Genomic DNA, 24565 nt, shown 5'->3' on the forward strand with positions numbered 1-24565 from the left:
CCCTCCCGCAGGCGGGAGGAGAGTATCAGCGCCAACCAGTCCCACTCCCGCTCACCCCCGGGTCAAGCCCGGGGCGGGTATCGGGGTTAGGGGTGGGCAAGTGGCTCAGTCCTTGGCCAGCGGTGCCAGCGAGCCCCAGCAGTTTTCCTCGCTGTACATATGCGTCGGCGTCAGGGTGCCGTCGGGGCCGCGGGAATAGGTCGGCTGGCACAGGATCGCGTTGCCATTGTTGAAGAAGATGAGCAGCACCCCGCTTGGGTTACGCGGAAAGCTGGCGGGGTCGCTGGTCTTGCCCATGCAGTCGGGCGCGCCGTTGGATGCCATCGAGCGGGTGTAGAGCCAGGTATCGCCCTCCTTGTGCTCGGTGCGCCAGGTTTTCTCGATCCGCTCCTCGCCGCTCTCGACCTTGCCCGTGCCGTCGGCATTGAAGTGCCAGATCTCGGTGCATTCGGGCTTGCCGTCCGGGCCCTTTTGGGTGGCGCTCATGCGCCAGCTGCCGGATTTGACGAGTTGCTCCGCGGATTGGCCGGCCGGGTCGCTGTCGTCCTGCGCGGCAACGGCGGAGGTGCCGATCAGCACCCCCGCCGCCGCGAGTGTCGTCAATCCAAAGCGCATCAGCCCTCGTCGGTTTCGGTTTCGGGCTTCTTCGCCGGCTTCTTCTTCACCGAGACCTTCTTGGCCGGCTTCACCTTGGGCGGGGCCGGGGTCATCTCGAAGGCGGGCTTGCCGTCCTTGATGCTGACATGGACCTCGCCGCCTTCGGCCAGCTTGCCGAACAGCAGTTCCTCGGCGAGCGGCTGCTTGATCTTTTCCTGGATCAGGCGGGCCATCGGGCGGGCGCCGTAGAGCTTGTCGTAACCCTTGTCGCCCAGCCAGCTCCTCGCATCGCTGTCGAACTGGATGTGGACGTTCTGTTCGGCCAGCTGAAGCTCGAGCTGGAGGATGAACTTGTCGACCACGCGCGCGACGATGCTCTTGCCGAGATACGCGAAGGGCACGATCGCATCGAGGCGGTTGCGGAATTCGGGGGTGAACATCTTCTTCACCGCATCGTCGCCCGCGTCGGCCTTGGAGACATCGCCGAAACCGATCCCCTGCCGCGCCATATCGGCCGCGCCCGCGTTGGTGGTCATGATGAGGACCACGTTGCGGAAATCGACCGTCTTGCCGTGGTGATCGGTGAGCCGCCCGTTGTCCATCACCTGCAACAGTATGTTGTAGAGATCGGGGTGCGCCTTCTCGATCTCGTCCAGCAGCAGCACGCAATGCGGGTTCTGGTCGACGGCATCGGTGAGCAAGCCGCCCTGATCATAGCCGACATAGCCCGGAGGCGCGCCGATCAGGCGGCTGACCGAGTGGCGCTCCATGTATTCCGACATGTCGAAGCGCTTCAGCTCGATCCCCATGATCGTGGCGAGCTGGCGCGCGACTTCGGTCTTGCCGACGCCGGTGGGGCCGCTGAACAGGAAGCTGCCGATCGGCTTGTCCGGATCGCGCAGGCCCGCACGGCTCAGCTTCATCGCGGTGGCGAGGCGCTGGATCGCCTCGTCCTGCCCAAAGACGACGTGCTTGAGATCGCGTTCGAGGTTTTCGAGCGCCTTCTTGTCGTCCTTGCTGACCGACTTGGGAGGGATGCGCGCCATCGTCGCGATCACCTGTTCGATCTCGCGCGCGGTGATGGTCTTCTTGCGGCGGCTGGGGGGCACCAGCATCTGCATCGCGCCGACCTCGTCGATCACGTCGATCGCCTTGTCGGGGAGCTTGCGGTCGTTGATGTAGCGCGCCGAGAGTTCGACCGCGGTCTTGATCGCATCGGGGGTGTACTTGACCTTGTGGTGATCCTCGAAGGCGGTGCGCAGACCCTTGAGGATCTTGATCGTGTCCTCGATGGTGGGCTCGTTCACGTCGATCTTCTGGAACCGGCGCAGCAGGGCGCGGTCCTTTTCGAAGTGGTTGCGGAACTCCTTGTAGGTCGTGCTCCCGATGCAGCGAATCGCGCCGCTGGAGAGCGCGGGCTTCAGCAGGTTCGAGGCGTCCATCGCCCCGCCGCTGGTCGCGCCCGCGCCGATGACGGTGTGGATCTCGTCGATGAACAGGACGGCATGGGGCATGCCTTCGAGTTCGGAGACGACCTGCTTCAGGCGCTCCTCGAAGTCCCCGCGATAGCGCGTGCCCGCGAGCAGCGCGCCCATGTCGAGCGAGTAGATCACCGCTTCGGCCAGCACCTCGGGCACATCGCCCTCGATGATCTTGCGCGCGAGGCCCTCGGCGATCGCGGTCTTGCCCACGCCCGGGTCGCCCACATAGAGCGGGTTGTTTTTCGAGCGGCGGCACAGGATCTGGATCGTCCGGTCAACCTCCGGCCCGCGGCCGATCAGCGGGTCGATCTTGCCGCTTTCCGCCTTGGCGTTGAGGTTGACGGTGAACTGGTCGAGCGCGGTTTCCTTCTTGTTGCCGCCCTCCTGCTTGGTCTGGGCGGCTTCCTCGGCCTTGTCGGTGCCCTGCGGGGTCTTGGGCTCGATCTGGCGGCCGCCCTTGCCGATGCCGTGGCTGATGAAGCTCACCGCATCCAGCCGGCTCATGTCCTGCTGCTGGAGGAAATAGACCGCGTAGGAATCGCGCTCGGAGAACAGCGCGACCAGCACGTTGGCGCCGGTCACCGTGTCCTTGCCGGAGGACTGGACGTGCAGGATCGCGCGCTGGATTACCCGCTGGAAGCCCGCGGTGGGCTGGGGATCGGCGCCGTCTTCCGTCTTAAGTGATTGATATTCCTGATCAAGATACTGCTTCACCACCTCGCCGAGCTCAGCCAGGTCGACCCCGCAGGCGGCCATCACCTGGGCGGCATCCTCGTCATCGATCAGCGCCAGCAGCAGGTGTTCGAGCGTGGCATATTCGTGCCGCCGCTCGGACGCGTTGCCGAGCGCATTGTGCAGCGTGCGTTCGAGGTTCTGGGCGAAGCTGGGCATGGGAGAGGCCTTTTCAGCGGGTGGATGCCCGTGGCGAGCGGACGGAGAGAGCCATTTTCCGACAATATGGGTGGGCGATAAGGAATTGCGAATCCCTTGTAGGCACTACGCAGGAAACGCGTGAGGGGATCATCCACCCCCCTTCCCGAACAACGCGTCGGCGGCGGCGCGGTGCGCGGCTGCCTTGGCGCGGTGGGCGGAAACGCGGGCGATTTCAGCCTCGAGCAGGGCGATGCGTTCGTCGAGCTCGGCTTGCGAATAGGGGCCGAGGTCCTCGGTGGCGAGGCGGCTCGCGGCATCTCCGACAGGCCGGGGGCGATCGGGTTCTTCCATTGCCTTGCAGCATCCGCCCCAAGCGGCTTGCTGTCAATCGGCGAGACGGTTATTCGCCGGAGGAACTTTGGTTAAATTGGGCTTGCGGGGACGACAGAATGGGGGCGAGTGGCGGTCCGGCGATCCCGGAGACCATGCAATCGATCGGGTTCGACGCGCCCGGGGGCCCCGAGGTGCTGCGCCTCCAGACCAGCCCGGTGCCGCGCCTGCGGCCCGATGATGTGCTCATCCGCGTCGCCTATGCCGGGGTAAACCGCCCCGATTGCCTGCAACGCGCCGGGCTCTACCCCCCGCCGCCGGGCGCTTCGCCCTTGCTGGGCCTCGAGGTCTCGGGCGAGATCGTCGCGGTCGGCTCCGAAGTCCCGCGCGAGATGATCGGGCAATTCGTCGCCGCGCTCACCCCGGGCGGGGGCTATGCCGAATATTGCGCGGCGCACTGGCAGCACTGCCTGCCGCTGCCTTCGGGCATGCTGCTGTCCGAGGCCGCCGCGATCCCCGAGACGCTGTTCACAGTGTGGCACAACCTGTTCGAACGCGGCCTCGCGCGCGATGGCGAGCGCGTGCTGGTCCACGGCGGGACCTCCGGCATCGGCACCATGGCGATCCTGCTCGCCAAGGCCTTCGACATGGAGGTGATCGTGACCTGCGGCGATGCGGCCAAGTGCGCCGCTGCGACCCGCATCGGCGCGGACCTTGCGATCAACTACCGCGAGCAGGATTTCGTCGAGGCGGTGATGGCGCAAACGGGGGGCAAGGGCGTCGACATCGTGCTCGACATGGTCTCGGGCGATTATGTCGCGCGCAACCTCAAGTGCATGGCCGAGGATGGCCGCCACGTCACCATCGCGGTGCTGGGCGGGACGCGCGCCGAGATCAACATGGCGCAGGTGATGATGCGCCGCTTGACCCTCACCGGATCGACCCTGCGCCCCCGCACCGACGCCTTCAAGGCCGCGCTTGCCGACGAGATCGTCGACAACGCCTGGCCGCTGTTCTGCGACGGCGAGCTTTCCCCCGTGATGGACACAAGCTTCCCCCTCGCCGAAGCCGCCGTCGCCCACGCGCGGATGGAAGCGGGCGCGCATGTCGGCAAGATCGTGCTCGAAGTGGCGGGCGATCAGGCCTGAACCGTGCAGGCGGGCGCGAAATTGCGGCGGTAGGCGGTCGGCGCGCAGCCGAGCTGACGGCGGAAGTTCTGCTGGAGGCTGGTGGCCGAGCCGAACCCTGAAAGCTCGGCAATGCGCTCGACCGGGAGCGCCGTGGTCTCGAGCAATTCCCGCGCGCGGGCGACGCGGGCTTTCAGCACATAGGTCCCCGGCGCGCATCCGGCGCGGGCGGTGAAGGCGCGCGCGAGGGTTCTGAGGCTCATGCCCGCTTCGGCGGCGAGGCGGCCCACCGGCCAGTCCTCCGCCGGGCTCGCCATGATCCGCGCCATCAGTCCTGCGAGCCGGTCGGTCGGCGCGGGCGGGCGCAGCGTGTCGTCATATTGCCGCTGGTCGCCTTCGCGCTGCGCGGGGAGCACCAGCCGCTTGGCGAGCGCATTGGCCCGCGCCACGCCGAAATCCTGCCGCACGATGTGGAGCAGGAGGTCGATCCCTGCCGCCGAGCCTGCCGAGGTCAGCACGTCGCCGCTGTCGGCATAGAGAATGTCGGGCGCGACGGTGACGCGCGGGTAGCGCCGCGCGAGCAGCGGGGCGTGGAGCCAGTGGGTGGTCGCGCGCCGCCCGTCGAGCAGGCCCAGCTCGGCGAGGAGGAAGGCCCCAGAGCAGATCGAGGCAAGCCGCGCCCCGCGTGCGTGGGCGGCCAGCAGCGCCGCGCGCAGGGGTTCGGGCACAGCAGGCTCGGCGGTGCGCCAGCCGGGGATGACGATGAGGTCCGCCTCGGCGAAGAGCGACAGGTCGCCATCGACCGAAAGCTGCCAACCCGCCCCGGTGCGGATCGGGCCCCCGTCCACCGACGCCGAGGCGAAGCGATACCACCGCGGCCCGAACTCGGGGCGGGGCAGGCCGAAGATTTCCGCGGGCAGGCTCAGCTCGAACATCGGCGCGCCGTCGAAGGCGAGCGCGACCACGAGGGGGCCTTGGGGGGTCACGCGCTGCAATGGCAGAATCCTTGTTGTGAATGGCCAATCGGCCAATTGTCACACCCGGCGCCCCCGCGCAACAAGAGCGCAGTCGAAACGACATTCCGGAGCACGCGCATGGCCCCCCTCACCCTCCACGAAGATCCCCGCAGCGGGAACTGCTACAAGATCGCGCTCACCGCCGCGCTGCTCGGGCTGCCGCTGGCGCGCAAGGCCTACGACATCACCAGGGGTGAGACGCGCACGCCGGAGTTTCTCGCGCACATCAATGCCAACGGGCGCATCCCCGTGCTCCAGATCGGCGAGGGGGCCGATGCGCGCTTCCTGCCCGAGAGCAACGCCGCCTGCTGGTATCTCGCCCACGGCAGCGCGCTGATCCCCGCAGACCGCTTTGCGCAGGCCGACATGCTGCGCTGGATGTTCTTCGAGCAATACAATCACGAGCCCAACGTCGCCACGTTGCGCTTCTGGGTGAGCATTCTGGGCGAGGACAACCTCTCCCCCGAACAGCGCGCCGCGATCCCCGCCAAGCGCGCGGGCGGCGATGCGGCGCTGGCGCTGATGGACAGGCACCTCGAAGACAACGCCTTCTTCTGCGGCGATGCCCCGAGCCTCGCCGACATCGCGCTCTTCGCCTACACTCATGTGGCAGGGGAAGGCGGCTTCACCTTGTCCGATTACCCGGCCGTACAGGCATGGATCGCGCGGATCGAGGCGCTGCCCGGCTTTGTTCCGATGGACTGAGAACAGCCGTCGACAGACGCGCCTCGGACCCGCTTGCTTTACCGTGCGCCAGTCATATTCTGGTCATGTCAACGCCAGCAGAAGTCATGTTCCTATCGTGCGCCTTTCGGAAAATGACGCGAAACCGTCATTTGCCTGTGAGTCGGCTGTAACAATTGGCTGCCATGGGGGGCTCACGAGACCTGACACTCGAGGGTTACCCATGACCAGTGCCGACCTCTCCGACCTGATCAGCGACAACATCGCCAGCTTCCCGACGGCCGCGCCGCGCATCCCGGAGCCCGAGGGCAACGCCCGCCGCTCCTACCGCACCGTCTGGATCAGTGACGTTCACCTCGGCACCAAGGGCTGCAATGCCGAGATGCTGATCGACTTCCTCGACAATGTCGACAGCGAGACGATGTATCTGGTCGGCGACATCATCGACGGCTGGCGGCTGAAGAAGAAGTTCTACTGGCCCTCCGCGCACAACGACATCGTCTGGCGCATCATGAAGCGCGCCCGCCGCGGCACCCGGGTGGTCTATATCCCCGGCAACCACGACGAGATGTTCCGCCAGTTCACCGGCCTCAATTTCGGCGGCATCGAGATTCGCCGCGCTGCCTTCCACGACACCGCCGACGGGCGGCGCCTGATGGTGCTCCATGGCGACGAGTTCGACGCTGTGATGCTCTCCCACCGCTGGCTCGCCTTCGTGGGTGACCATGCCTACCACTGGATGATGAAGTGCAATGTCGCGGTGAACACCGTGCGGCGCTGGATGGGCAAGCCCTACTGGTCGCTCTCCAAGGCGGCCAAGCACAAGGTCAAGAACGCGGTCGAGTTCATCGGCAAGTACGAGGAAGTCGTCGCCCGCGCCGCGGGTGAGCGCGGGGTCGACGGGGTGGTGTGCGGGCACATCCACAATGCCGAATTCCGCAGCTTCGAACACAACGGCAAGCCAGTCGAATACTGGAACGACGGCGACTGGGTCGAAGGCTGCAACGCGCTGGTCGAACATCACGACGGCCGGATGGAAATCCTGCACTGGCCCGAGGAAATGAAGTGCCGCGCCGAGGACGAGGCCCGCAGGGCCGAAGTCGAGGCGCCTGCGCCCGGTCCGGCGCGCGAGGCGGCGTGAACCGGCTGACCACCATCCCCACCGACGGCGTCGCCCCTGCCCCCGCTGCCATCGCGCCAGCGGGCCCGAGCCCTGCGTCCATCGCGATCGTCACCGACGCCTGGCATCCGCAGACCAACGGCGTGGTGCGCACGCTCTCGACCACCTGCGAGGTGCTGCGCCAATGGGGCCATCAGGTCACCGTGATCAGCCCCGAAGGCTACCCCTCGATCCCCGCGCCGACCTATCCCGAGATCCGCCTCGCGCTGACCGCCCCTGGCGCGGTCGGGCGGCAACTCGCACGAGTAAAGCCCGAGGCGGTGCATATCGCCACCGAAGGCCCGCTGGGGCTGGCCGCACGGCGCTATTGCCTGAGGCGCAAGGTGCCCTTCACCACCGCCTACCACACCCAGTTTCCCGACTACATCGCCCGCCGCACCGGGCTGCCGGCGCGCTTTTTCTGGCCCTATATCCGCTGGTTCCACCGCCCGGCGCAGCGGATCATGGTCGCCACCGAGACGATCCGCGCGACCTTGCGCGATCAGGGCCTGACCCAGCTCACCCACTGGAGCCGGGGGGTGGACCTTTCCTGCTTCTCCCCCGCCGCCCCGCCGCCGCCCGAATATGCCGGCCTCGAGGGCCCGATCCTGCTCTATGTCGGGCGCGTCGCGGTCGAGAAGAACATCGAGGCCTTCCTCGCCTGTCCCTATCCCGGCACCAAGGTGGTGGTGGGCGACGGCCCGGCCCGCGCGAGCCTCGCGGCGAAATTCCCGGACGCGCTGTTCCTCGGCAAGAAGACCGGCGTGGAGCTCGCCGGGTGCTATGCGGGGGCAGACGTCTTCGTCTTCCCGAGCCGCACCGACACCTTCGGCCTCGTCATGATCGAGGCGCTCGCCTGCGGCACCCCGGTCGCCGCCTTTCCGGTACCGGGCCCGCTCGACATCGTCACCAGCGAGGTTGGCGCGATGAGCGAGGACCTCACCCGCGCCATCGACGCCGCGCGCTATTGCGACCGGAAGGTCTGCGCGCGCTACGGCGCGAGCTTCAGCTGGGAGGCGGCTACCCGGCAGTTCCTGACCGGGCTGGTGGCTCTGGAGGAAGAGGAAGCGGTATCCTTGCAAGCCGCGCCCGCTTTCTGAATCCATTTCTTGCCGTTTGGCCCCAATTCGCTTATCTGGCCCCGCAAGGCGGCCGCTCCGAAAGGGGCGGCCCTTCTATTTTCAACGGAGATTCCCCCATGGCGACCAAGGATCAGCCCAAGCCGCTGATGCCGCATGCCACCGCGACCTGGCTGGTGGACAACACCGCGCTCTCCTTCGAGCAGATCGCCGAGTTCTGCGGCCTCCACATCCTCGAAGTGCAGGCGATGGCCGACGATCTTGCGGGCAGCAAGTACACCGGCCGCGATCCCGTCCACTCGGGCGAATTGACCCAGGCCGAGATCGAGAAGGGGCAGGCCGATCCCGCCTACTCTCTCAAGATGCACAAGGCGCCGGTCGAGGTGACCCGCACCAAGGGCCCGCGCTACACTCCGGTCTCGAAGCGGCAGGACAAGCCGGACGGCATCGCCTGGATCCTGCGCAACCACCCCGAGGTGTCGGACGCGCAGATCTCCAAGCTGATCGGCACCACCCGCAACACCATCGGCGCGCTGCGTGACCGCACGCACTGGAACATCGCCAACATCACGCCCAAGGACCCCGTGACCCTCGGCCTGTGCTCGCAGCGCGAGCTTGACGCGATGGTCGCCAAGGCCGCCAAGCGCGCCGGGATCACTGAGGACGCCGACGCGCCCGCCAAGTCCGAGCGCAACGACCGCGAAAAGCTGATCGAGGAACTGCGCGCCGAGCGCGACGCCCAGACCAAGGCCGCGAGCGAAGCCGCGCAGGAAGCCGAGGCCGAAGCCTGGCTCGCCCGCAAGCGCGAAGCCGAAGCCGCCGAACAGAAGATCGACCCGGAGAGCGGGTTTATCTAATCACCCCTACGTCACCCCGTGCCTGACACGGGGCTAGGCTTTTTTGTTTTGCGTGCCCGCCTCCGCGGGCACGTCCTCGGTGCTATTCCTTCGCTTCGCTACGGGCACCTGCGGCTCGCGCGCGTGCGCTCGCGGCCCGTCCTGCGGCGGGCCGAAGTTGCTCTGTCCCACTGATGTTTGATTCGGGCTCCGTGTCGGGCACGAGGTGACGGTGTCTTGCTATTTGGCGAGGGGCTGCCGCCACTTTCGCTTGTGCGGCAAGCCATTGTGCGCCAGAATTACTGACATGACTGTCAGTATCGCCCCCGCCCGCACCGACTATCACCACCCGGTTCCGCTCGATACGCAGTTCGCGCCCGCGAGCCTGCCCGCGCTGCTCGAGCGCACGGTGGCGATGAACCCGCAGGCGCCGTTCCTGCACTTCCTCGGGCGTACCTACAGCTACGCGCAGATCCACAAGGAGGCCAAGGCCTTCGCGCTCGGGCTCCAGGCGATCGGCATCACCAAGGGCGACCGCGTCGGCCTGTTTTTGCCCAATGTCCCGATCTACGCCGCCGCCTACTATGGCGCGATGATGGCGGGCGCGGTGGTGGTGAACTTCTCGCCGCTCTATTCGGTCGAGGAGCTGAGCTGGCAGGTGGGCGACAGCGGCACGCGGGTGCTGGTGACGCTCGACGTGCCCGAACTCTACAAGACCGCCGCCAAGGTGCTCGAAGGTTCGGCGCTGGAAACGCTGGTGGTGGGCAGCCTCGCCGACCAGCTGCCGTGGTACAAGGGCCTCGCGCTGCAATTGCTGAAGCGCAAGCAGATCGCCGATGTGGCCTTTGGTCCGACGATCAAGAGCTGGGCCGAGATGATCCCCGCCGGTCAGCCCGCCCCGGTTGATGTCGGCCCGCAGGATCTCGCCCTGCTCCAATATACCGGCGGGACCACCGGCCGGCCCAAGGGGGCGATGCTGGGGCATGACCAGCTGTCGGTGAACGCCCAGCAGGTCGCGGCCCTGAACCCTTTCGGCAACCCCACGGGCGAGTGCTTCATGGGCGCGCTGCCGTTCTTCCATGTCTTCGCCAACACCGCGCTGCTCAATCACGCGATGGTGACCGGCGCATCGATCGCGATGGTGCCGCGGTTCGAGACCAGGCAGGTGCTCGAGACGATCCAGCGCTACCGCTGCACCGGCTTTCCGGGCGTGCCGACGATGTTTCAGGCGATGCTTGACCACCCCGATCTCGCCAAGACCGACCTCAGCAGCCTCAAGGTCTGCATTTCCGGCGGTGCGCCGATGCCCGGGCCGGTCCACGAGAAATTCGAGGCGGTGACGGGGGTGCGCATCTGCGAGGGTTACGGCCTCACGGAAAGTTCGGGCGTGGTCTCGGCCAACCCCTATGACGGCACCCGCAAGCGCGGCACCATTGGCCAGCTGGTGCCGGGGACCGAGGTGGTGCTGCTCGACAAGGAAGATGCCACGAAGCTCGCCCCCGCAGGCGAACCGGGCGAACTCGCGGTCCACGGCCCGCAAGTGATGCGCGGCTACTGGAACCGCCCCGAGACCGATGCCGACACCTTCGTGGAGATCGCAGGCAAGCGCTACCTGCGCACCGGCGATGTCGCGCGGGTGGATGCCGAAGGGTTCCTCGAGATCGTCGACCGCATCAAGGACATGATCGCGGTGGGCGGGTTCAAGGTCTTCCCGAGCGTCGTCGAGGATGTGATCCTCGAACACCCCGCGGTGAAGGAGGCGCTGGTGATCGGCGTTCCCGAGGAATACCGCGGCGAGGTGCCGCGCGCCTATGTGACGCTGAACGAAGGCGCGTCAGCCACCGGCGAGGAGCTGGCAAGCTGGCTCAACGCCCGCATCGGCAAGCACGAACGGGTCGATCAGGTGGTGGTGCGCGAAAGCCTGCCCAAGACGATGATCGGCAAGCTCGACCGCAAGACCCTGCGGGCCGAGGTGCTCTGACCTCTCCCCTCCCGCTTGCGGGAGGGGCCGGGGGTGGGAAATGAGCGGGCGTGGGTTCGTGCCCACCCCTAGCCCCGATACCCGCCCCGGCCCCCGAGCCGGGGGCAAGCGGGAGGGGGACAGGCCGCGCTTACTCCGCGGCCTCGGCCGGCATTTCCAGCACCGGCCGGGCGGCGGCCACGTCGGCGGCGCGGGTGTTGGGGGCGAAGCGGCCATCGACCTGCGCGCCCTGCTCGATCGTCAGCGCGTCGTAATGCACATCGCCATCGATCCGCGCGGACTTGAGGATCACCAGCTCCTTGGCAGTGATCGAGCCCGTCACCTTGCCCGCGAGCCGCGCGGTTTCGGCGACGACGGCGCCGCTGATCTCGCTCTTTTCGCCCTGCACCAGGCTCGCGCAGGTGATGTCGCCCAGCACTGCACCGTCGATATGCAGATCGGCCGAGGCGCTGAGATTGCCGGTGATGGTCACATCCGCGCCGATCACCGAGAAGGTCGAACCAGAGGCCATGGTGCTGCTCCTGTTAGCGGGCCGCGACGGGGCGGCGGGCAGGGGTGCCGGATCCGGCTGCGCGGACTTCCTTGAGAACATCGGGGGCGGCCTCCAGAAACGGGCGCGGGTTCACCGCGCGGTCATTGATGCGGACTTCGAAATGCAGGTGCGGCCCCGTCGAGCGCCCGGTCGAGCCGAGCCCGGCGATGGTCGTACCCGCCGCGACCTGCTGGCCGACCTTCACGTCGAAGCGCGAAAGGTGGGCGTAGCGGGTCAACATACCGTTACCGTGAGTGATCTCGACCACATTGCCGTAGCCCGACTTCTGCCCGACGAAGCTGACGCGGCCATCGGCGGCGGCGAAGACCGGCGAGCCCATCGGTCCCTTGAAGTCGATCCCGGCATGCATCGCCCCGCTGCCGTTGAAGGGGTCGCGGCGGTAGCCGAAGCCCGAGGTGATGTTCTCGACGCTCGCGGGGACGACCTGCGGGATGCCGTCCAAGGCGCGCTCGAGCACCGCCATGCGGGCGAGGCTGAGGCCGAGGCGCTCGAAGCGCGGGTCGATATCGTTGCTGCCGCCGCCGAGCAGCGCCTCGAAGGGGCCGCCCATCGCCTGCTGGGTCTCGCGGGTCATCGATTTGGGATCGAGATTGAGCTTGCGCATCGCGGCCTCGGCGCGGCGGGCGCGGGCATCGGCGAAGCGGGTGAGGCGCTCGGCAAAGGCGAGCTGGCGCGCCTCGATCTCGGCAAGGCCCTTGGCCTGCGGGATCAGCGCGCTGACTTTCTTCACGGTCTCGCTGGCTTCGCGGGTCGAATCGGTGATCGTGCCGCTCGCCGCGCCTTCGCGGACCATGTCCTCGGGCAGCATCCGGGCCATCTCGTCGAGGAAGTCCTGCCGTTCCTTCAGGTCATCGACCACCTTGTCGAGGTTGCCGCCATATTCCTTGATGCGCTCGCCCGCCTTGGCGACGCGGGCTTTCTCCTCGACGAAGGAGGCCAGGTCGGCCTCGGCGCGGTACTGGCCCCAGGCCATGATCGCGAGCGAGAGCAGCCACAGGAAGGCCACGGCCACCACGCCGCCGGCAACGCGCATCTGGAGCTTGGACGAGACCTTAATGAAGCGCACCTGTCCGTCGGCGCGCATGAAGAACTCGCGGTCGGGGAACCATTGCCGTAGCCGGTCGCCCCACACTTGTGCGGTATCCTTGAGTGACAAAATTGCGGCCCCGGTCTGGTTTTGTTGTGCCCCGGGCCGCGGCGCTATCAGCGTGTTTCTACGGGGTCGAATCCAATATTTCTATCCTAGGTGAGTCGATGCGGAATCGCGGCGAGCCGATCAAGGTTTGCGTGACGTTCCGGTGGCCAGGCTTCCGATGCGGGCGAATCCGCGCGAATCGCCCTCTGTCCGGGCAGGCCTGACAGGCGGCGCGCGCGGTGCTAGAGGCCGTGGCATGACCAAGCTGACCGCCGTCCGTCCTGCTGCCGAGGCTGCCGATCCCGCCGCGCTGGTGACTGCGCTGGCGCAGGACGCCCGCGCCGCCCAGCGCGCACTCGCCGCCATGCCTAGCGCCGCGCGCGCCGCCGCGCTGCGCCTTGCCGCCGAGGCCCTGCGCGCCGCCGCACCGCAGGTGCTCGCGGCCAATGCGAAGGACCTTGCCGCGGGCGAGGCGCGCGGGCTTTCGGGCGCGATGCTCGACCGGTTGATGCTCGATGAAGCGCGGCTTTCGGGCGTTGCCGATGCGGTCGCGGCGGTGGCCGATCTGCCCGATCCGGTGGGGCAGGTGATCGATTCCGCCGAGCGCCCCAACGGCCTCAGGCTGAGCCGCATCCGCGTGCCCGTCGGCACTATCGGGATCATCTACGAGAGCCGCCCCAACGTCACCGCCGATGCCGCCGCCCTGTGCGTGCGCGCGGGCAATGCGGCGATTCTGCGCGGGGGGAGCGAGGCGGTCCATTCCAACCGCGCGATCCACGCCGCGCTGGTGGAGGGTCTGGTGGCGGGCGGCGTGCCCGCGGCGGCGGTGCAGCTCGTTCCCTCGCAGGACCGCGCCTGCGTCGGCGCGATGCTCACCGCGAGCGGCCTTATCGACATGATCGTCCCGCGCGGCGGCAAGAGCCTCGTCGAGCGCGTGCAGGCCGAGGCGCGGGTGCCTGTTCTCGCGCATCTCGACGGGATCAACCACACCTATGTCCACGCCGCCGCCGACCCGGCCATGGCCGAGGCGATCGCGCTCAACGCCAAGCTGCGCCGCACCGGCATCTGCGGGTCGATGGAGACGATGCTGATCGATTCGGCCTATCCCGCCCCCGCTCCGCTTGTCGCCGCGCTGATCGATGCGGGCTGCGAAGTGCGCGGCGACGCCCGCATCGGCGCACTCGATCCGCGCGTCATTCCGGCGAGCAGCGACGACTGGGACACCGAATATCTCGACGCGATTCTCTCGGTGGCTATGGTCGACGGGCTCGACGAAGCGCTCGCCCACATCGCCCGCCATTCCTCGCACCACACCGACGCGATCGTGACCGCCGACGAGGCGGTCGCGGAGCGCTTCCTCAATGAGGTGGACAGCGCCATCGTGATGCACAACGCCTCCACCCAATATGCCGACGGAGGCGAATTCGGGCTCGGCGCCGAGATCGGGATCGCCACCGGGCGGCTCCACGCGCGCGGGCCGGTCGCACTGGAAGGGCTGACGACCTACAAGTGGCAAGTGCGCGGGAGCGGGCAAACGCGCCCGTAAACAGTGCCCGCGACCTATACCGGCCTCCTCGGCGGCAGCTTCAACCCCGCGCATGGCGGGCACCGGCGGATCACGTTGTTCGCGATGGATGCACTGGCGCTGGACGAGGCGTGGTGGCTGGTCTCGCCGGGCAACCCCTTGAAACCGCAGGCCGGGATGGCTCCGCTCGAGGCCCGCCTGCTCTCCGCCCGCCAGCAGGCCCGCCGCGCGCCGATCATCCCCACGGCGATCGAGCAGAGACTCGGCACGCGCTACACTGTCGACACGCTGCAAAAGCTCGTCCGGCGTTATCCCAAGCGGCGCTTCGTCTGGCTGATGGGGAGCGACAATCTCGCCCAGTTGCACCGCTGGAAGGACTGGCGGAGGCTCGCGCGGACAATGCCGATTGCGGTGATCGCCCGCCCCGGCTATGATGACGACGCTATGGCGAGCCCCGCCATGGCCTGGCTCAGGCGCTATCGTGTGTCTGCCGCCAGCATTCGGAAACGGGGGCAATGGAGCGCACCGGCCCTGGTGTTAATGCGTTTCGATCCAGACCACCGCTCGGCCACGGCCATCCGCCGTGCCCATGCCGGGTGGGCCGAGACTTTGCTCGGGCCGGATCGTGATGTGCCGCTGCGCGATCGGCTGACATTCCGCATAGTCCGGTCAGAGGAAGACGCATGAGGCGCCGCAATCGCGCCTCGGCTGCCTCGCCTGGCCGTATGCGTGATGCCCGCCCCCATCGCCCCGAACTCTGGAGATACGTGATTGCCGATGACCGAAGCCCTTCTCGCTTCCCTGCCGCTCGGTGCGGTGCAAGCTGCCGCCAATACGGCCAAGTCGCTCGTGGGCGCTGATCTCAGCGCCACGGCGCTTCACGCGCTGGTGATGGCGCAGCTTGACGACGATCAGGCGCAGGACGTCGTTTCGATCCCGCTCGAGGGCAAGAGCTCGATCGCCGATCACATGGTGATCGCGAGCGGGCGCTCGACCCGGCAGGTCGCGTCGATGGCGCAGAAGCTCGCCGAGAAGATCAAGCAGGCCGGTTTCGGCCACGCCCGCGTCGAAGGCCTGCCGGCCGCCGACTGGGTGCTGATCGACGCAGGCGACGTGGTGATCCACCTGTTCCGCCCCGAAGTGCGCAGCTTCTACAACCTCGAACGGATGTGGAGCTTCGAGGGGTCGGAAACGTCGATGATGGGTAGAAACTAGTTTTCTTTGCGGGGGCGCCTCCGCACCCCCGTCCTCGGTGCTGTTTCGAGCCCTGCGGGCTCGAGCACCTGCGGCTCGCGCGCGTGCGCTCGCGGCCCTGCGGGCCGAACCAGCGCCTACAGCATAGGGTGGCGTTTTGCTTCTCCACATCATCGCGCGCGGGAAGATAGGCCGGTCGCCTGAGGGCGAGCTGGTGGACCGCTATGCCAAGCGCCTGACATGGCCGGTGAAGCTCACCGAATGGCCCGATACCGGCGCCGGGAAAGCCGCCGATCCGCTCACCCCGCACCGCACCGTGCTGCTCGACGAGCGCGGCAAGGCCATGTCCTCGGAAGCCTTCGCGCAACTGCTCGGCAAGTGGCGCGATGATGGCGTGCGCGAGACACGCTTCTTCCTCGGCGCGGCGGACGGGCATTCGGATGCCGAGCGCGCGTCTGCTGACCTCCTCCTCGCCTTCGGGCCCGCCACCTGGCCGCACATGATGGCCCGCGCGATGCTGATGGAGCAGCTCTACCGCGCCACCACAATCCTTGCAGGCCATCCCTATCATCGGGCATGAGGACGTCATGCGCCGCGTGATCCTCACCGCCCTCGCCGTGATCGGCACCGGAACGGCGCTGACGCTCGCTTTGCCTTCCAGCGATGCCGCCCCCGCCACGGCGCTCATCGACCCCGCCGAGGCCGAAGCCGCGCTCGCCCGCGCCACGCGCGAGGGCAAGCTCGCCGACGCCCGCGCGCAAAAGCTCACCGCCGAAGCCGAGGCCGCGACCGAGGCAGCCGAGAAGACCGCCTCCGAGGCCGCCGCGCTCGCCGCGCGCATCCAGCAGGCCGAAGCCGGGATCGAGGCCGCCCGCGCCCGCCTCGCCATCGCCAAGGACCAGCGCGCCAGGCTGACCGCCCGGCTCGCCGCCAAGCAGGCGCCCACAGCGCGCCTTGCCGCCGCGCTCCAGACCGCCGCGCGCCGCCCGCTGGCGCTCGCCGCGCTGCAACCCGGATCGCTGGAGGACGTCGTCCACGTCCGCGCCGTCATGGCCAGCGCCGTGCCCCAGATCCGCGCCCGCACCGCCGCTTTGCGCGCCGATCTCGATCGGGGCCGCGCATTGGAAGCGCAGGCGAGCGCCGCGCTCGAGCAGCTGCGCAGCGGCGAGAGCGAGCTGCTCCAGCGCCGCAGCGCGCTTGCCGCGCTCGAACAGCAGCAGCGCCTTGCCTCGCGCACCACCAGGGCCGCCGCGCTGCGCGAGGCAGAGCGGGCGCTGGCGCTGGCCGAGGAAGCGCGCGATCTCGATGGCCTCGTCGGCAAGCTCGGCGAGGTCGCGGCGCTGCGGGACGAACTCGCCGCGCTCCCCGGCCCCGTGCTGCGCCCCGCCGACCTCTCCGCCGCGCTCCCGCCCGAACCGGCCCCCGCACCCAGCGCCTCCGCCCCGCCGCCCGCCGACTTCCAGCTCCCCGTGCAGGGCCGCACGCTGGTGGGCTTCGGGGCGAAGCGCGCGAGCGGCCTTGCCTCGACCGGCCTCACCTTGGCCCCCGCCCCTCAGGCGCAGGTCGTCGCCCCCGCGCGCGGGCGCGTCGCCTTTGCCGGGGCCTATCGCGGCTTCGGGCGAATCGTCATCATCGAGCACCCCGGCGGCTGGACCAGCCTCGTCACCGGGCTCGAGCGGGTCGACGTCGCGGTCGGCGATGCGGTGATCGGGGGATCGCCCGTAGGCCGCGCGGCGGGCGGGGCGAGCCCGGTGACGATCGAACTCAGGCGTGACGGCAAGCCCGTCAACCCCTTGCAATATCTGCGATAACCCCGCGGCCTCGCAAAGAAAGCCGCGGCGCAATGCCCCCCGCTGGCACACATCGCGCATACGCCACGTGTTATCTGGCGTTCATCTCGGCAAACCTATACATTCGCCCGACAAAGGAGCTTTGCCCTGCCCATGAAAATCGCCGCCTTCCTGCGTAGCGCCGCGCTGGTCACCTCGGTCGCGCTGATCCCCGCCACCACCGCCACCATGGCCCAGGTCGATGGCCGCGCCTCGCCCGAGTTCGCCAAGCTCTTCGCGGTGTTCCAGCGGGTCAAGGCGAGCTATGTCGAGCCGGTCGATGACGAGACGCTGATCCGCGGCGCGATCGACGGGATGCTGGCCGCGCTCGATCCGCATTCGGCCTATCTCGACGGCGGCGATCTCCAGCGGCTGGAGACGATGATCGACGGGCAGTATTCGGGCCTCGGCCTGTCGGTGGTGATGCAGGACGGGGCGGTCAAGGTCGTCTCGCCCTTCCGCGGCAGCCCGGCCGAAGCGGCGGGCATCAAGGCCGGCGACTTCATCACGCACCTCAACGGCAAGCTGATCGTCGACACCAAGCTCGACGACGCGGTCGCGCAGATGCGCGGGCCCAAGGGCACCTCGATCCGCCTCACCATCTTCCGCCAGGGCCGCGACGAGCCGCTCGAAGTCGATGTCACCCGCGGGGTGATCGAGCTCGAGCCGGTCACCTCCGAGTTGCTGCCCGGCAATATCGCGGTGATCAGCGTCAACGAATTCTCGGCCAATGTCGGCGCGGATGTCTTCGCCGAGTGGCAGGCGCTCAAGAAGAAGGCCTCCGGCGGGCGCCTCAGCGGGCTGGTGCTCGACCTGCGCAACAACCCCGGCGGGAGCCTCGACGAATCGGTCGCGCTCTCCGACCTGTTCCTCACCGACGGGCGGATCGTCAGCCAGCGCGGCCGCGCGCGGGGCGAGACGATGCTCTACGATGCCGAGACCGTCTATCGCGGTGACATGGCCGAGGGCGTGCCGATGATCGTGCTGATCAACGCGGGCTCTGCCTCGGCTTCCGAGATCGTCGCGGGCGCGCTGCAGGATCACCGCCGCGCGCTGATCATGGGCGAGAGGAGCTTCGGCAAGGGCTCGGTCCAGTCGCTGCTGCCGCTCGGCAAGGACGCCGCGCTCAAGCTGACGACCGCGCGCTACTATACCCCCTCGGGCCGTTCGGTGCAGGAGGGCGGGATCAAGCCCGACATCGCCGTGCCGCAGATTTCCGACCCCGATTACATGCTGCGCATGAAGTACCAGACCCGCGAGAGCGACCTGCGCGGCCACCTCATCAACGAGCTCGGTATGAAGGACGAGGAGATGGAGGGCGACAAGATCGCCGATCCGCGCTTCCAGCTCACCGCCGCGCAGCTCGAGGCGCAGGGGATCAAGGACTTCCAGCTGAACTACGCCGCCGACACCCTGCGCCGCACGACCAAGAGCACCGTCGCGCTCCGCCCCGGCACCCAGCGCGCCGCCAAACCCTGAGGCCCTAGCGATGGACAATCTGGCGAAAGCCCGCGCGCTTGCCGTGCTGGTGCCCGCTGCGCTGCTCGGCGGGGCCTATGTGTCGCAATACGGTTTCGGGCTCTACCCTTGCGAGATGTGCTGGTGGCAGCGCTATCCGCATTTCGTGGCGGTGGCGCTCGGCCTTGCGGCCTTCGCGATCAAGCCCGCCGCGCGCCCGCTGGTGCTGCTGGCGGGGCTGGCGATCCTCGTCTCGGGCGGCATCGGGCTGTTTCACGCAGGGGTGGAGTATGGCTGGTGGGAGGGCATCACCGATTGCACCGCCCACGCGCCCACCGGCTCGGCCTTCGACTTCGCCAGCCCGGTCGTGCCCTGCGACGTGCCGCAATGGAAGCTGTGGGGGGTGAGCCTTGCGGGCTTCAATTTCCTCTTCTCCGGGCTTGGCGGTGCAGCCCTGGTGGCGCTGGCTGCGTATCGGAAGTAAGACCCTCCCGAAGGAGCCGACCATGGACCGCAAAGACCTCCACCGTATGATCCGCGTCGACCAGGCCGGGGAATTCGGCGCGACCCGCATCTATGAAGGCCAGCTCGCCGTGATGGGCGACCGCGGGCCGCACTCGGCCGAAATCCGCCACATGGCCGCGCAGGAGGCAGAGCACCGCAAGAAGTTCGACGCCCTGCTCGCACGCCGCGGGGTGCGCCCGACCGCGCTCCATCCCTTCTGGTCGGCGGCCGGCTATGCGCTGGGCGCGGGCACGGCGCTGCTCGGGCCCGAGGCGGCGATGGCCTGCACCGCCGCGGTCGAGACCGAGATCGACAAGCACTATTCCGACCAGCTCGACGCGCTCGAAGCCTCGGGCGCCGATCCCGAACTTGCCGCAATGATCGCCGAATTCCGCGAGGAAGAGCGCGAACATCGCGACGCCGCCCTCGCCAACGGTGCCGAGCGCGCCCCGGCCTATCCGCTGCTGGCGGGGGCGATCCGGCTGGGGTGCCGGATTGCGATCCGGATCAGCGAAAGGGTCTAGGTTGGCGTAGCCTCCGCGGAGTCCTTGTCTGCGTCCGCGCCTCCGCGCGGACGTCCTCGGTGCTGTTCCTCCACTGCGCTTCGCTCCGTTCCGGGCACCTGCGGCTCGCGCGCGTGCGCTCGCGGCCCTTCGGGCCGTTTCCTGTGCCCCTCAGCATCGTAGCGCTTGCCCCCTTTTTCTTCGGGGGCACTGCGCCCGCGCTCCCCTCCCCTTGCGGGAGGGGTTGGGGGAGGGGGCGCAGCGCTCGCCGCTTTTGTCCGCGCTTGCCGCCTTGTGCCCCCTTCACCCTCGGTTCAGCCCCTCGGGCCTAGACAAACCCTCTCGCATGGGGGCATGGCTGCTGTCTCGCCGCCGCGCGACACAGAGGACACCTGCACCATGAAGCGCCTGCTCGCCCCCGCCGCTCTCGCCCTGCTCGCCTCCGCCGCGAGCCCCGCCGCCGCCCAGAGCGCGGACGAGAAGATCAACATGGTGATCGCCTACTCCGCCGACGAATGCCCCGTCGCCCAGCCCGGCGAGGTCGTGGTCTGCGAGATCCTCGTCGAGGAGGAGCGCTACCGCATCCCCTCCAACCTTCGCTACAGCGACGACCCCGCCAATGTCGCCCGCGCGCGGCAGGTCGAGGAGATCAAGTATGTCGGCGATTTCGGCACCATGAGCTGCTCGCCCGCCGGGGCCGGCGGCTTCACCGGCTGCAACCAGAAATTTGTCGAGGCCGCCTACAAGGACAAGTCGGAAGCCGACGCCGTCCGCTTCGGCCAGCTGATCGAGAAGGCGCGCCAGGAACGCCTCTCCACCATCGACGCCGAAGCCGCCGCCGAGCAGGAACGCGTCGAGATGATCGAGCGCGAATATATGCAGCGGCTCGAGCGCGAGCGTCAGGCCGAACCCCCCGGCGAAGGCCAGCTCCCCCCGCCGCCGAAGTAAGGCTCAGACCCGGTAATACTCCCGGTACCACGCCACGAACTTCGCCACGCCCTCGCGGAACGGGGTCTGCGGGGCGTAGCCGGTGAGCGCTTTCAGGAGCGCGGCATCGGCCCAGGTCGCGGGCACGTCGCCCGGCTGGATCGGTAGGTAGTTGCGGATCGCCGCGCGCCCGCATTCCGCCTCGATCGCCTCGACGAAATCGAGGAGCCGCACCTTGTCGCCATTACCGATATTGACCACCCGGAACGGCGCGACGGGCGAGAGGCTGTCGCCTTCGAGGATCGCCTCGGGCGTCTCGGGCCGCACCGGGGCGGCGTCGATCAGCAGGCGGATGCCGCGCACCAGATCGGCGACATAGGTGAAGTCGCGGTACATCTCGCCGGCGTTGTAAATGTCGATCGGCGTGCCTTCGAGGATCCCGCGGGTGAACTTGAACAGCGCCATGTCGGGCCGCCCCCACGGGCCAAAGACGGTGAAGAACCGGAACATCGTCACCGGCAGCGTCCACAGATGGGCATAGGAATGCGCCATCGCCTCGTTCGCCTTCTTGGTCGCGGCGTAGAGGGTGAGCGGCGTGTCGACCTTCATCCCCTCGTGGAACGGCATCGCGGTCTCTGCCCCGTAGACCGACGAGGTCGAGGCCATCAGCAGATGATCCACGCCAAGCTCGCGCGCGCATTCCATCACGTTGAAGGCGCCGACGAGATTCGCGTCGATATAGGCGCGCGGGTTCTCGAGGCTGTAGCGCACCCCCGCCTGCGCGGCGAGGTGGACGATCACATCGGGCTTCTCGGCCAGCGCCAGCGCGCGCAATGTCTCGAAATCCTCCAGCAGGCCTTCCACGCAGCGGAAATGCGGGTGCTGGAGCAGCATCTGGTGCCGCCGCTGCTTGAGCCGCACGTCGTAGTAGTCGGTCATCCCGTCATAGCCGACGACGCGGAAACCCTCCTCCAGCAGCAATTGCGAGAGGTGGTAGCCGATGAACCCGGCCGATCCGGTGACGAGAACGGTGCGCATGGCCGGGGCTCTTACGCGCCAGCCCTTAAGAAAGGGCGATATCCGGCGCGTCTTCCTGCTTCATGCCGACCACGTGATAGCCTGCATCGACATGGTGCGTCTCCCCCGTCACGCCCGAGGACAGGTCGGAAAGCAGATAGAGCCCCGCCCCGCCGACGTCCTCGATGGTGACATTGCGGCGCAGCGGCGAATTGTATTCGTTCCACTTGAGGATGTAGCGGAAGTCGCCGATCCCGCTCGCCGCCAGCGTCTTGATCGGCCCCGCGCTGATCGCGTTGACGCGGATGCCACGCGGGCCGAGGTCGTTGGCGAGATACTTCACGCTGGTCTCGAGCGCCGCCTTGGCGACGCCCATCACGTTGTAATGCGGCACGACCTTCTCGGCGCCGTAATAGGACAGCGTCAGGATCGCGCCCCCGCTCTCGGGCATCATCGCGCTCGCCCGCTGGGCGATGGCGACCAGCGAATAGGCCGAGATGTTCATGGTGTTGAGGAAGTTGTCGAGGCTGGTGTCGACATATTTCCCGCGCAGCTCGTTCTTGTCCGAATAGCCGATCGCGTGGACCACGAAGTCGATCGAGTCCCACCGCTCCTTCAGCGCCGCGAAGGCGGCGTCGAGCGATTCCATCTTGGAAACGTCGCATTCGAAGGTGAAATCGCTGCCCAGTTCCGCCGCGAGCGGGATCACCCGCTTGGCGAGCGCATCGCCCTGATAGGAGAAGGCCAGCTCCGCCCCCTGCTCGGCAAGCTTCTTCGCAATGCCCCAGGCGAGCGACTTGTCATTGGCGAGCCCCATGATCAGCCCGCGCTTGCCGTTCATCAGTCCAGTCATCAAGCCGTCTCCGTGCCTGCGTCTTTCGGGGTCAGGTCCCGTCCTTCGAGCGCGAGTGCCGCGTTCAATTCGGCGCCGATAACGAGGCCGAGGCCGACAAGCCAGAAAAACAGCAGCGTCACCATCGCGCCGGCAAGGCTGCCGTAGGTAAGGTCATAGGTGAAGACGCTGCGCAGCACCACCGGCAGCGCGGCGGCGACGGCCAGCCACCACACCGCGGTGAACAGCGCGCCGGGCCACTTGGGAAAGCGGCGGCCGCGGAAGGCGGGCGGGGTGAGGGTGATGAACAGCACGAACAGCGATCCCCACAGGCCCAGCGCGGGCACGATGCGCGAGAGTTGGAGGGTGCCGATCCATTCGCCCAGCTGCGGGAAGGCGGCGAGGATCACCTGCTGCGCCCCGCCGATCGCCACCTGCGCGAACAGCGAGAGCATCAGCAGCACCACCGCGCCGAGGATCAGCCCGGCCGACAGCAGCCGGGTCTTCCAGAACGCCCGCTGGCTCCGCGCACCATAGGCGCGGCGCAGGATGTCGCGGATCGTCTCGATCAGGCTCGACACGGTCCAAAGCCCGACCGCGCCGCCCGCCCACAGCAGCCAGCCCGAGCGCGCATAGACCACATCCTCGGCCACCGGCACGATCGTCGCCGCGACCGAATCGGGCAGCGCCAGCGCGACCGAGCGGATCATCGCCTCGGCATTCTCGCGCCCGCCGATCAGATCGAACAGCGCCGCGCCGAGGATGAAGAAGGGGAAAATCGACAGCATCCCGAGATAGGCGAGATTGCCCGCGTGGATGAAGCCGTCGTTGAAGGTGTCGGTCGCGACGGCCTTGACCACCGCCCAGATCCGGGCCGGCGGGGAGGGGGGAGGGGTGGTGCTCGGCACGCGGTTGCTCGCCCGGGCCTAAAGCCCGAACTTCTCCCGCGGGCGCGCCGGATCGATCCAGTTCTCGAGCCTCGCCTCGAGCGCCGCGAGATCGGCGGGGAGCTGGATCTCGATCGTCACCAGCTGGTCGCCGCGTTCGGGCTTGCCCTCGATCACCTTGCCGTTCTTGCGCGTCCAGCCCTTGCCCGCGAGGCGCATCACCGTCCCGCTCGAGGTGCCCGGCTTGATCGTCAGCATCACCGCGCCGTCCACGGTGGGGCATTTGACCTTGGCGCCGCGCACCGCCTCGTCGAGCGTGACCGGCAGGTCCATGCGGATATTGTCGCCCTCGCGCCGGAAGAAGGGGTGGGGGCCGACCTCGACCATCACGATCCCGTCGCCATTGCCGCCGGTGCCGGGATGGCCCTTGTCCTTGAGCCGCATCACCGTGCCGTCCTCGACGCCCGCGGGGAGCTTGAGGTTGATCGCCTTGCCGTCGGCGAGGGTAATGCGTTGGTCGCGACCGGCGGCCGCATCGACGAAGGGCACCGCGAGCCGGTACTGGATGTCCGCCCCGCGCCTAGGCGGCGGCGGCGGAGGCTGGCGGCCGAAGCCGCGCTTGGCCTGCTGGTTCTTGCGCCCGCCGAACAGCCCCTCGAACAGGTCGCCGAGATCGACGTCGTCCGCCCCGAAGCCCTCGAACCCGGGCCCGCCCGGACCGCCGCCGGGGCCTGCCCCGTAGGTGCCGCCCCGGCCATAGCCCGGCCGTCCGCCCATCCCTGCAAAGGGGTTGGCGGGGTTGCCGTCCGCGTCGATCTCGCCGCGGTCATATTGCGCGCGCTTGGCCTTGTCCGACAGCAGGTCATAGGCCCGCGTCACCTCGGAGAACTTCTCCGCGGCCTTGGGATTGTCCTTGTTGCGATCGGGATGGAGCTCCTTCGCCAGCTTGCGATAGGCGCTCTTGATGTCGGCCTCGGAGGCCGTGCGGGGGATCCCGAGCGTGGCGTAAAGGTCGCGCATGGTGAGTTAGCTAGGTGA

Annotated in this window: 25 protein-coding genes; 15 read left to right on the top strand and 10 right to left on the bottom strand. The window is 68.2% G+C overall.

Annotated elements, in window-relative coordinates; translation table 11 throughout:
- Positions 1-105 precede the first annotated feature (105 nt).
- The 3 genes from PFX90_RS10695 to PFX90_RS10705 form a co-directional block, all read right to left on the bottom strand.
- The gene (locus tag PFX90_RS10695; protein ID WP_285712432.1) at positions 106-615 is read right to left on the bottom strand and encodes an invasion associated locus B family protein; all 510 of its coding nucleotides are present in this window, start codon (positions 613-615) and stop codon (positions 106-108) included.
- On the bottom strand, positions 615-2969 hold the full coding sequence (clpA, locus tag PFX90_RS10700; protein WP_285712434.1) for an ATP-dependent Clp protease ATP-binding subunit ClpA: 2355 nt from the start codon (positions 2967-2969) through the stop codon (positions 615-617). The genes PFX90_RS10695 and clpA overlap by 1 nt, the downstream gene beginning before the upstream one ends.
- 129 nt (positions 2970-3098) lie before the next feature.
- On the bottom strand, positions 3099-3302 hold the full coding sequence (locus PFX90_RS10705) for a DUF1192 domain-containing protein (protein ID WP_285712435.1): 204 nt from the start codon (positions 3300-3302) through the stop codon (positions 3099-3101).
- A 134-nt stretch (positions 3303-3436) separates the two neighbouring features.
- On the opposite strand from PFX90_RS10705, the gene PFX90_RS10710 reads away from it, so the two are divergent.
- Positions 3437-4429 carry an NAD(P)H-quinone oxidoreductase gene (locus PFX90_RS10710; protein WP_285712436.1) on the top strand — a complete coding sequence of 331 codons (993 nt, stop codon included), beginning with the start codon at positions 3437-3439 and terminating at the stop codon, positions 4427-4429.
- On the opposite strand, the gene PFX90_RS10715 is transcribed toward PFX90_RS10710, so the two are convergent.
- A complete protein-coding gene (locus tag PFX90_RS10715; protein ID WP_285712846.1) occupies positions 4420-5394 on the bottom strand; it encodes a helix-turn-helix domain-containing protein in 975 nt (324 codons plus the stop codon). The genes PFX90_RS10710 and PFX90_RS10715 overlap by 10 nt on opposite strands.
- Before the next feature lie 108 nt (positions 5395-5502).
- Here PFX90_RS10715 and PFX90_RS10720 point away from each other — a divergent pair, with 108 nt between their 5' ends.
- From PFX90_RS10720 to PFX90_RS10740, 5 genes are all read left to right on the top strand, one after another.
- The gene (locus PFX90_RS10720) at positions 5503-6129 is read left to right on the top strand and encodes a glutathione S-transferase family protein (RefSeq protein WP_285712437.1); all 627 of its coding nucleotides are present in this window, start codon (positions 5503-5505) and stop codon (positions 6127-6129) included.
- Positions 6130-6331: 202 nt separating this feature from the next.
- A complete protein-coding gene (locus PFX90_RS10725) occupies positions 6332-7249 on the top strand; it encodes a UDP-2,3-diacylglucosamine diphosphatase (protein ID WP_285712438.1) in 918 nt (305 codons plus the stop codon).
- A gap of 50 nt (positions 7250-7299) precedes the next feature.
- Entirely contained in the window at positions 7300-8367 is a 1068-nt protein-coding gene (locus PFX90_RS10730) for a glycosyltransferase family 4 protein (RefSeq protein ID WP_285712847.1), read from the top strand.
- A gap of 98 nt (positions 8368-8465) precedes the next feature.
- Entirely contained in the window at positions 8466-9203 is a 738-nt protein-coding gene (locus tag PFX90_RS10735) for a DUF1013 domain-containing protein (RefSeq protein WP_285712439.1), read from the top strand.
- 286 nt (positions 9204-9489) lie between these two features.
- The gene (locus tag PFX90_RS10740) at positions 9490-11163 is read left to right on the top strand and encodes an AMP-binding protein (protein WP_285712440.1); all 1674 of its coding nucleotides are present in this window, start codon (positions 9490-9492) and stop codon (positions 11161-11163) included.
- 130 nt (positions 11164-11293) lie between these two features.
- Here PFX90_RS10740 and PFX90_RS10745 read toward each other — a convergent pair whose 3' ends face one another.
- Positions 11294-11674, bottom strand: a complete 381-nt coding sequence (locus PFX90_RS10745) for a bactofilin family protein (RefSeq protein WP_285712441.1) — start codon at positions 11672-11674, stop codon at positions 11294-11296.
- Positions 11675-11687: 13 nt separating this feature from the next.
- Positions 11688-12800, bottom strand: a complete 1113-nt coding sequence (locus PFX90_RS10750; protein WP_285712848.1) for a peptidoglycan DD-metalloendopeptidase family protein — start codon at positions 12798-12800, stop codon at positions 11688-11690.
- 307 nt (positions 12801-13107) lie between these two features.
- Here PFX90_RS10750 and PFX90_RS10755 point away from each other — a divergent pair, with 307 nt between their 5' ends.
- The 9 genes from PFX90_RS10755 to PFX90_RS10795 all read left to right on the top strand — a co-directional run bounded on the left by PFX90_RS10755 (position 13108) and on the right by PFX90_RS10795 (position 20812).
- On the top strand, positions 13108-14397 hold the full coding sequence (locus tag PFX90_RS10755) for a glutamate-5-semialdehyde dehydrogenase (protein WP_285712443.1): 1290 nt from the start codon (positions 13108-13110) through the stop codon (positions 14395-14397).
- Positions 14398-14400: 3 nt separating this feature from the next.
- The gene (locus PFX90_RS10760) at positions 14401-15063 is read left to right on the top strand and encodes a nicotinate-nucleotide adenylyltransferase (protein WP_285712444.1); all 663 of its coding nucleotides are present in this window, start codon (positions 14401-14403) and stop codon (positions 15061-15063) included.
- A 204-nt stretch (positions 15064-15267) separates the two neighbouring features.
- Positions 15268-15591, top strand: a complete 324-nt coding sequence (rsfS, locus tag PFX90_RS10765) for a ribosome silencing factor (protein WP_285712850.1) — start codon at positions 15268-15270, stop codon at positions 15589-15591.
- A gap of 136 nt (positions 15592-15727) precedes the next feature.
- The gene (locus PFX90_RS10770; RefSeq protein ID WP_285712445.1) at positions 15728-16150 is read left to right on the top strand and encodes a 23S rRNA (pseudouridine(1915)-N(3))-methyltransferase RlmH; all 423 of its coding nucleotides are present in this window, start codon (positions 15728-15730) and stop codon (positions 16148-16150) included.
- A gap of 7 nt (positions 16151-16157) precedes the next feature.
- A complete protein-coding gene (locus tag PFX90_RS10775; protein WP_285712446.1) occupies positions 16158-17381 on the top strand; it encodes a murein hydrolase activator EnvC family protein in 1224 nt (407 codons plus the stop codon).
- A gap of 132 nt (positions 17382-17513) precedes the next feature.
- A complete protein-coding gene (locus PFX90_RS10780) occupies positions 17514-18878 on the top strand; it encodes a S41 family peptidase (RefSeq protein ID WP_285712447.1) in 1365 nt (454 codons plus the stop codon).
- A 10-nt stretch (positions 18879-18888) separates the two neighbouring features.
- A complete protein-coding gene (locus PFX90_RS10785; RefSeq protein WP_285712448.1) occupies positions 18889-19341 on the top strand; it encodes a disulfide bond formation protein B in 453 nt (150 codons plus the stop codon).
- A 22-nt stretch (positions 19342-19363) separates the two neighbouring features.
- Positions 19364-19885: a demethoxyubiquinone hydroxylase family protein gene (locus PFX90_RS10790; RefSeq protein WP_285712450.1), complete on the top strand. Its 522-nt coding sequence runs from the start codon at positions 19364-19366 to the stop codon at positions 19883-19885.
- Positions 19886-20218: 333 nt separating this feature from the next.
- Complete coding sequence (locus tag PFX90_RS10795; protein ID WP_285712451.1) at positions 20219-20812, top strand: hypothetical protein; 594 nt, start codon at positions 20219-20221, stop codon at positions 20810-20812.
- 3 nt (positions 20813-20815) lie between these two features.
- Here the strand turns inward: PFX90_RS10795 and PFX90_RS10800 are convergent, their stop codons facing one another.
- The 4 genes from PFX90_RS10800 to PFX90_RS10815 are packed head-to-tail and all read right to left on the bottom strand — an operon-like array spanning position 20816 to position 24547.
- Complete coding sequence (locus PFX90_RS10800) at positions 20816-21829, bottom strand: NAD-dependent epimerase/dehydratase family protein (protein WP_285712452.1); 1014 nt, start codon at positions 21827-21829, stop codon at positions 20816-20818.
- 25 nt (positions 21830-21854) lie between these two features.
- Positions 21855-22661, bottom strand: coding sequence for an enoyl-ACP reductase FabI (fabI, locus tag PFX90_RS10805; protein ID WP_285712453.1), 807 nt, complete (start codon positions 22659-22661; stop codon positions 21855-21857).
- Positions 22661-23548, bottom strand: a complete 888-nt coding sequence (locus tag PFX90_RS10810; protein WP_285712454.1) for a YihY/virulence factor BrkB family protein — start codon at positions 23546-23548, stop codon at positions 22661-22663. Before PFX90_RS10810 ends, fabI begins: the two co-directional genes overlap by 1 nt.
- A gap of 18 nt (positions 23549-23566) precedes the next feature.
- The gene (locus tag PFX90_RS10815; RefSeq protein ID WP_285712455.1) at positions 23567-24547 is read right to left on the bottom strand and encodes a DnaJ C-terminal domain-containing protein; all 981 of its coding nucleotides are present in this window, start codon (positions 24545-24547) and stop codon (positions 23567-23569) included.
- Between the last annotated feature and the right edge of the window lie 18 nt (positions 24548-24565).

Origin of the sequence: Erythrobacter oryzae, assembly GCF_030271515.1 — a bacterium.
Taxonomy (GTDB): domain Bacteria; phylum Pseudomonadota; class Alphaproteobacteria; order Sphingomonadales; family Sphingomonadaceae; genus Erythrobacter; species Erythrobacter oryzae.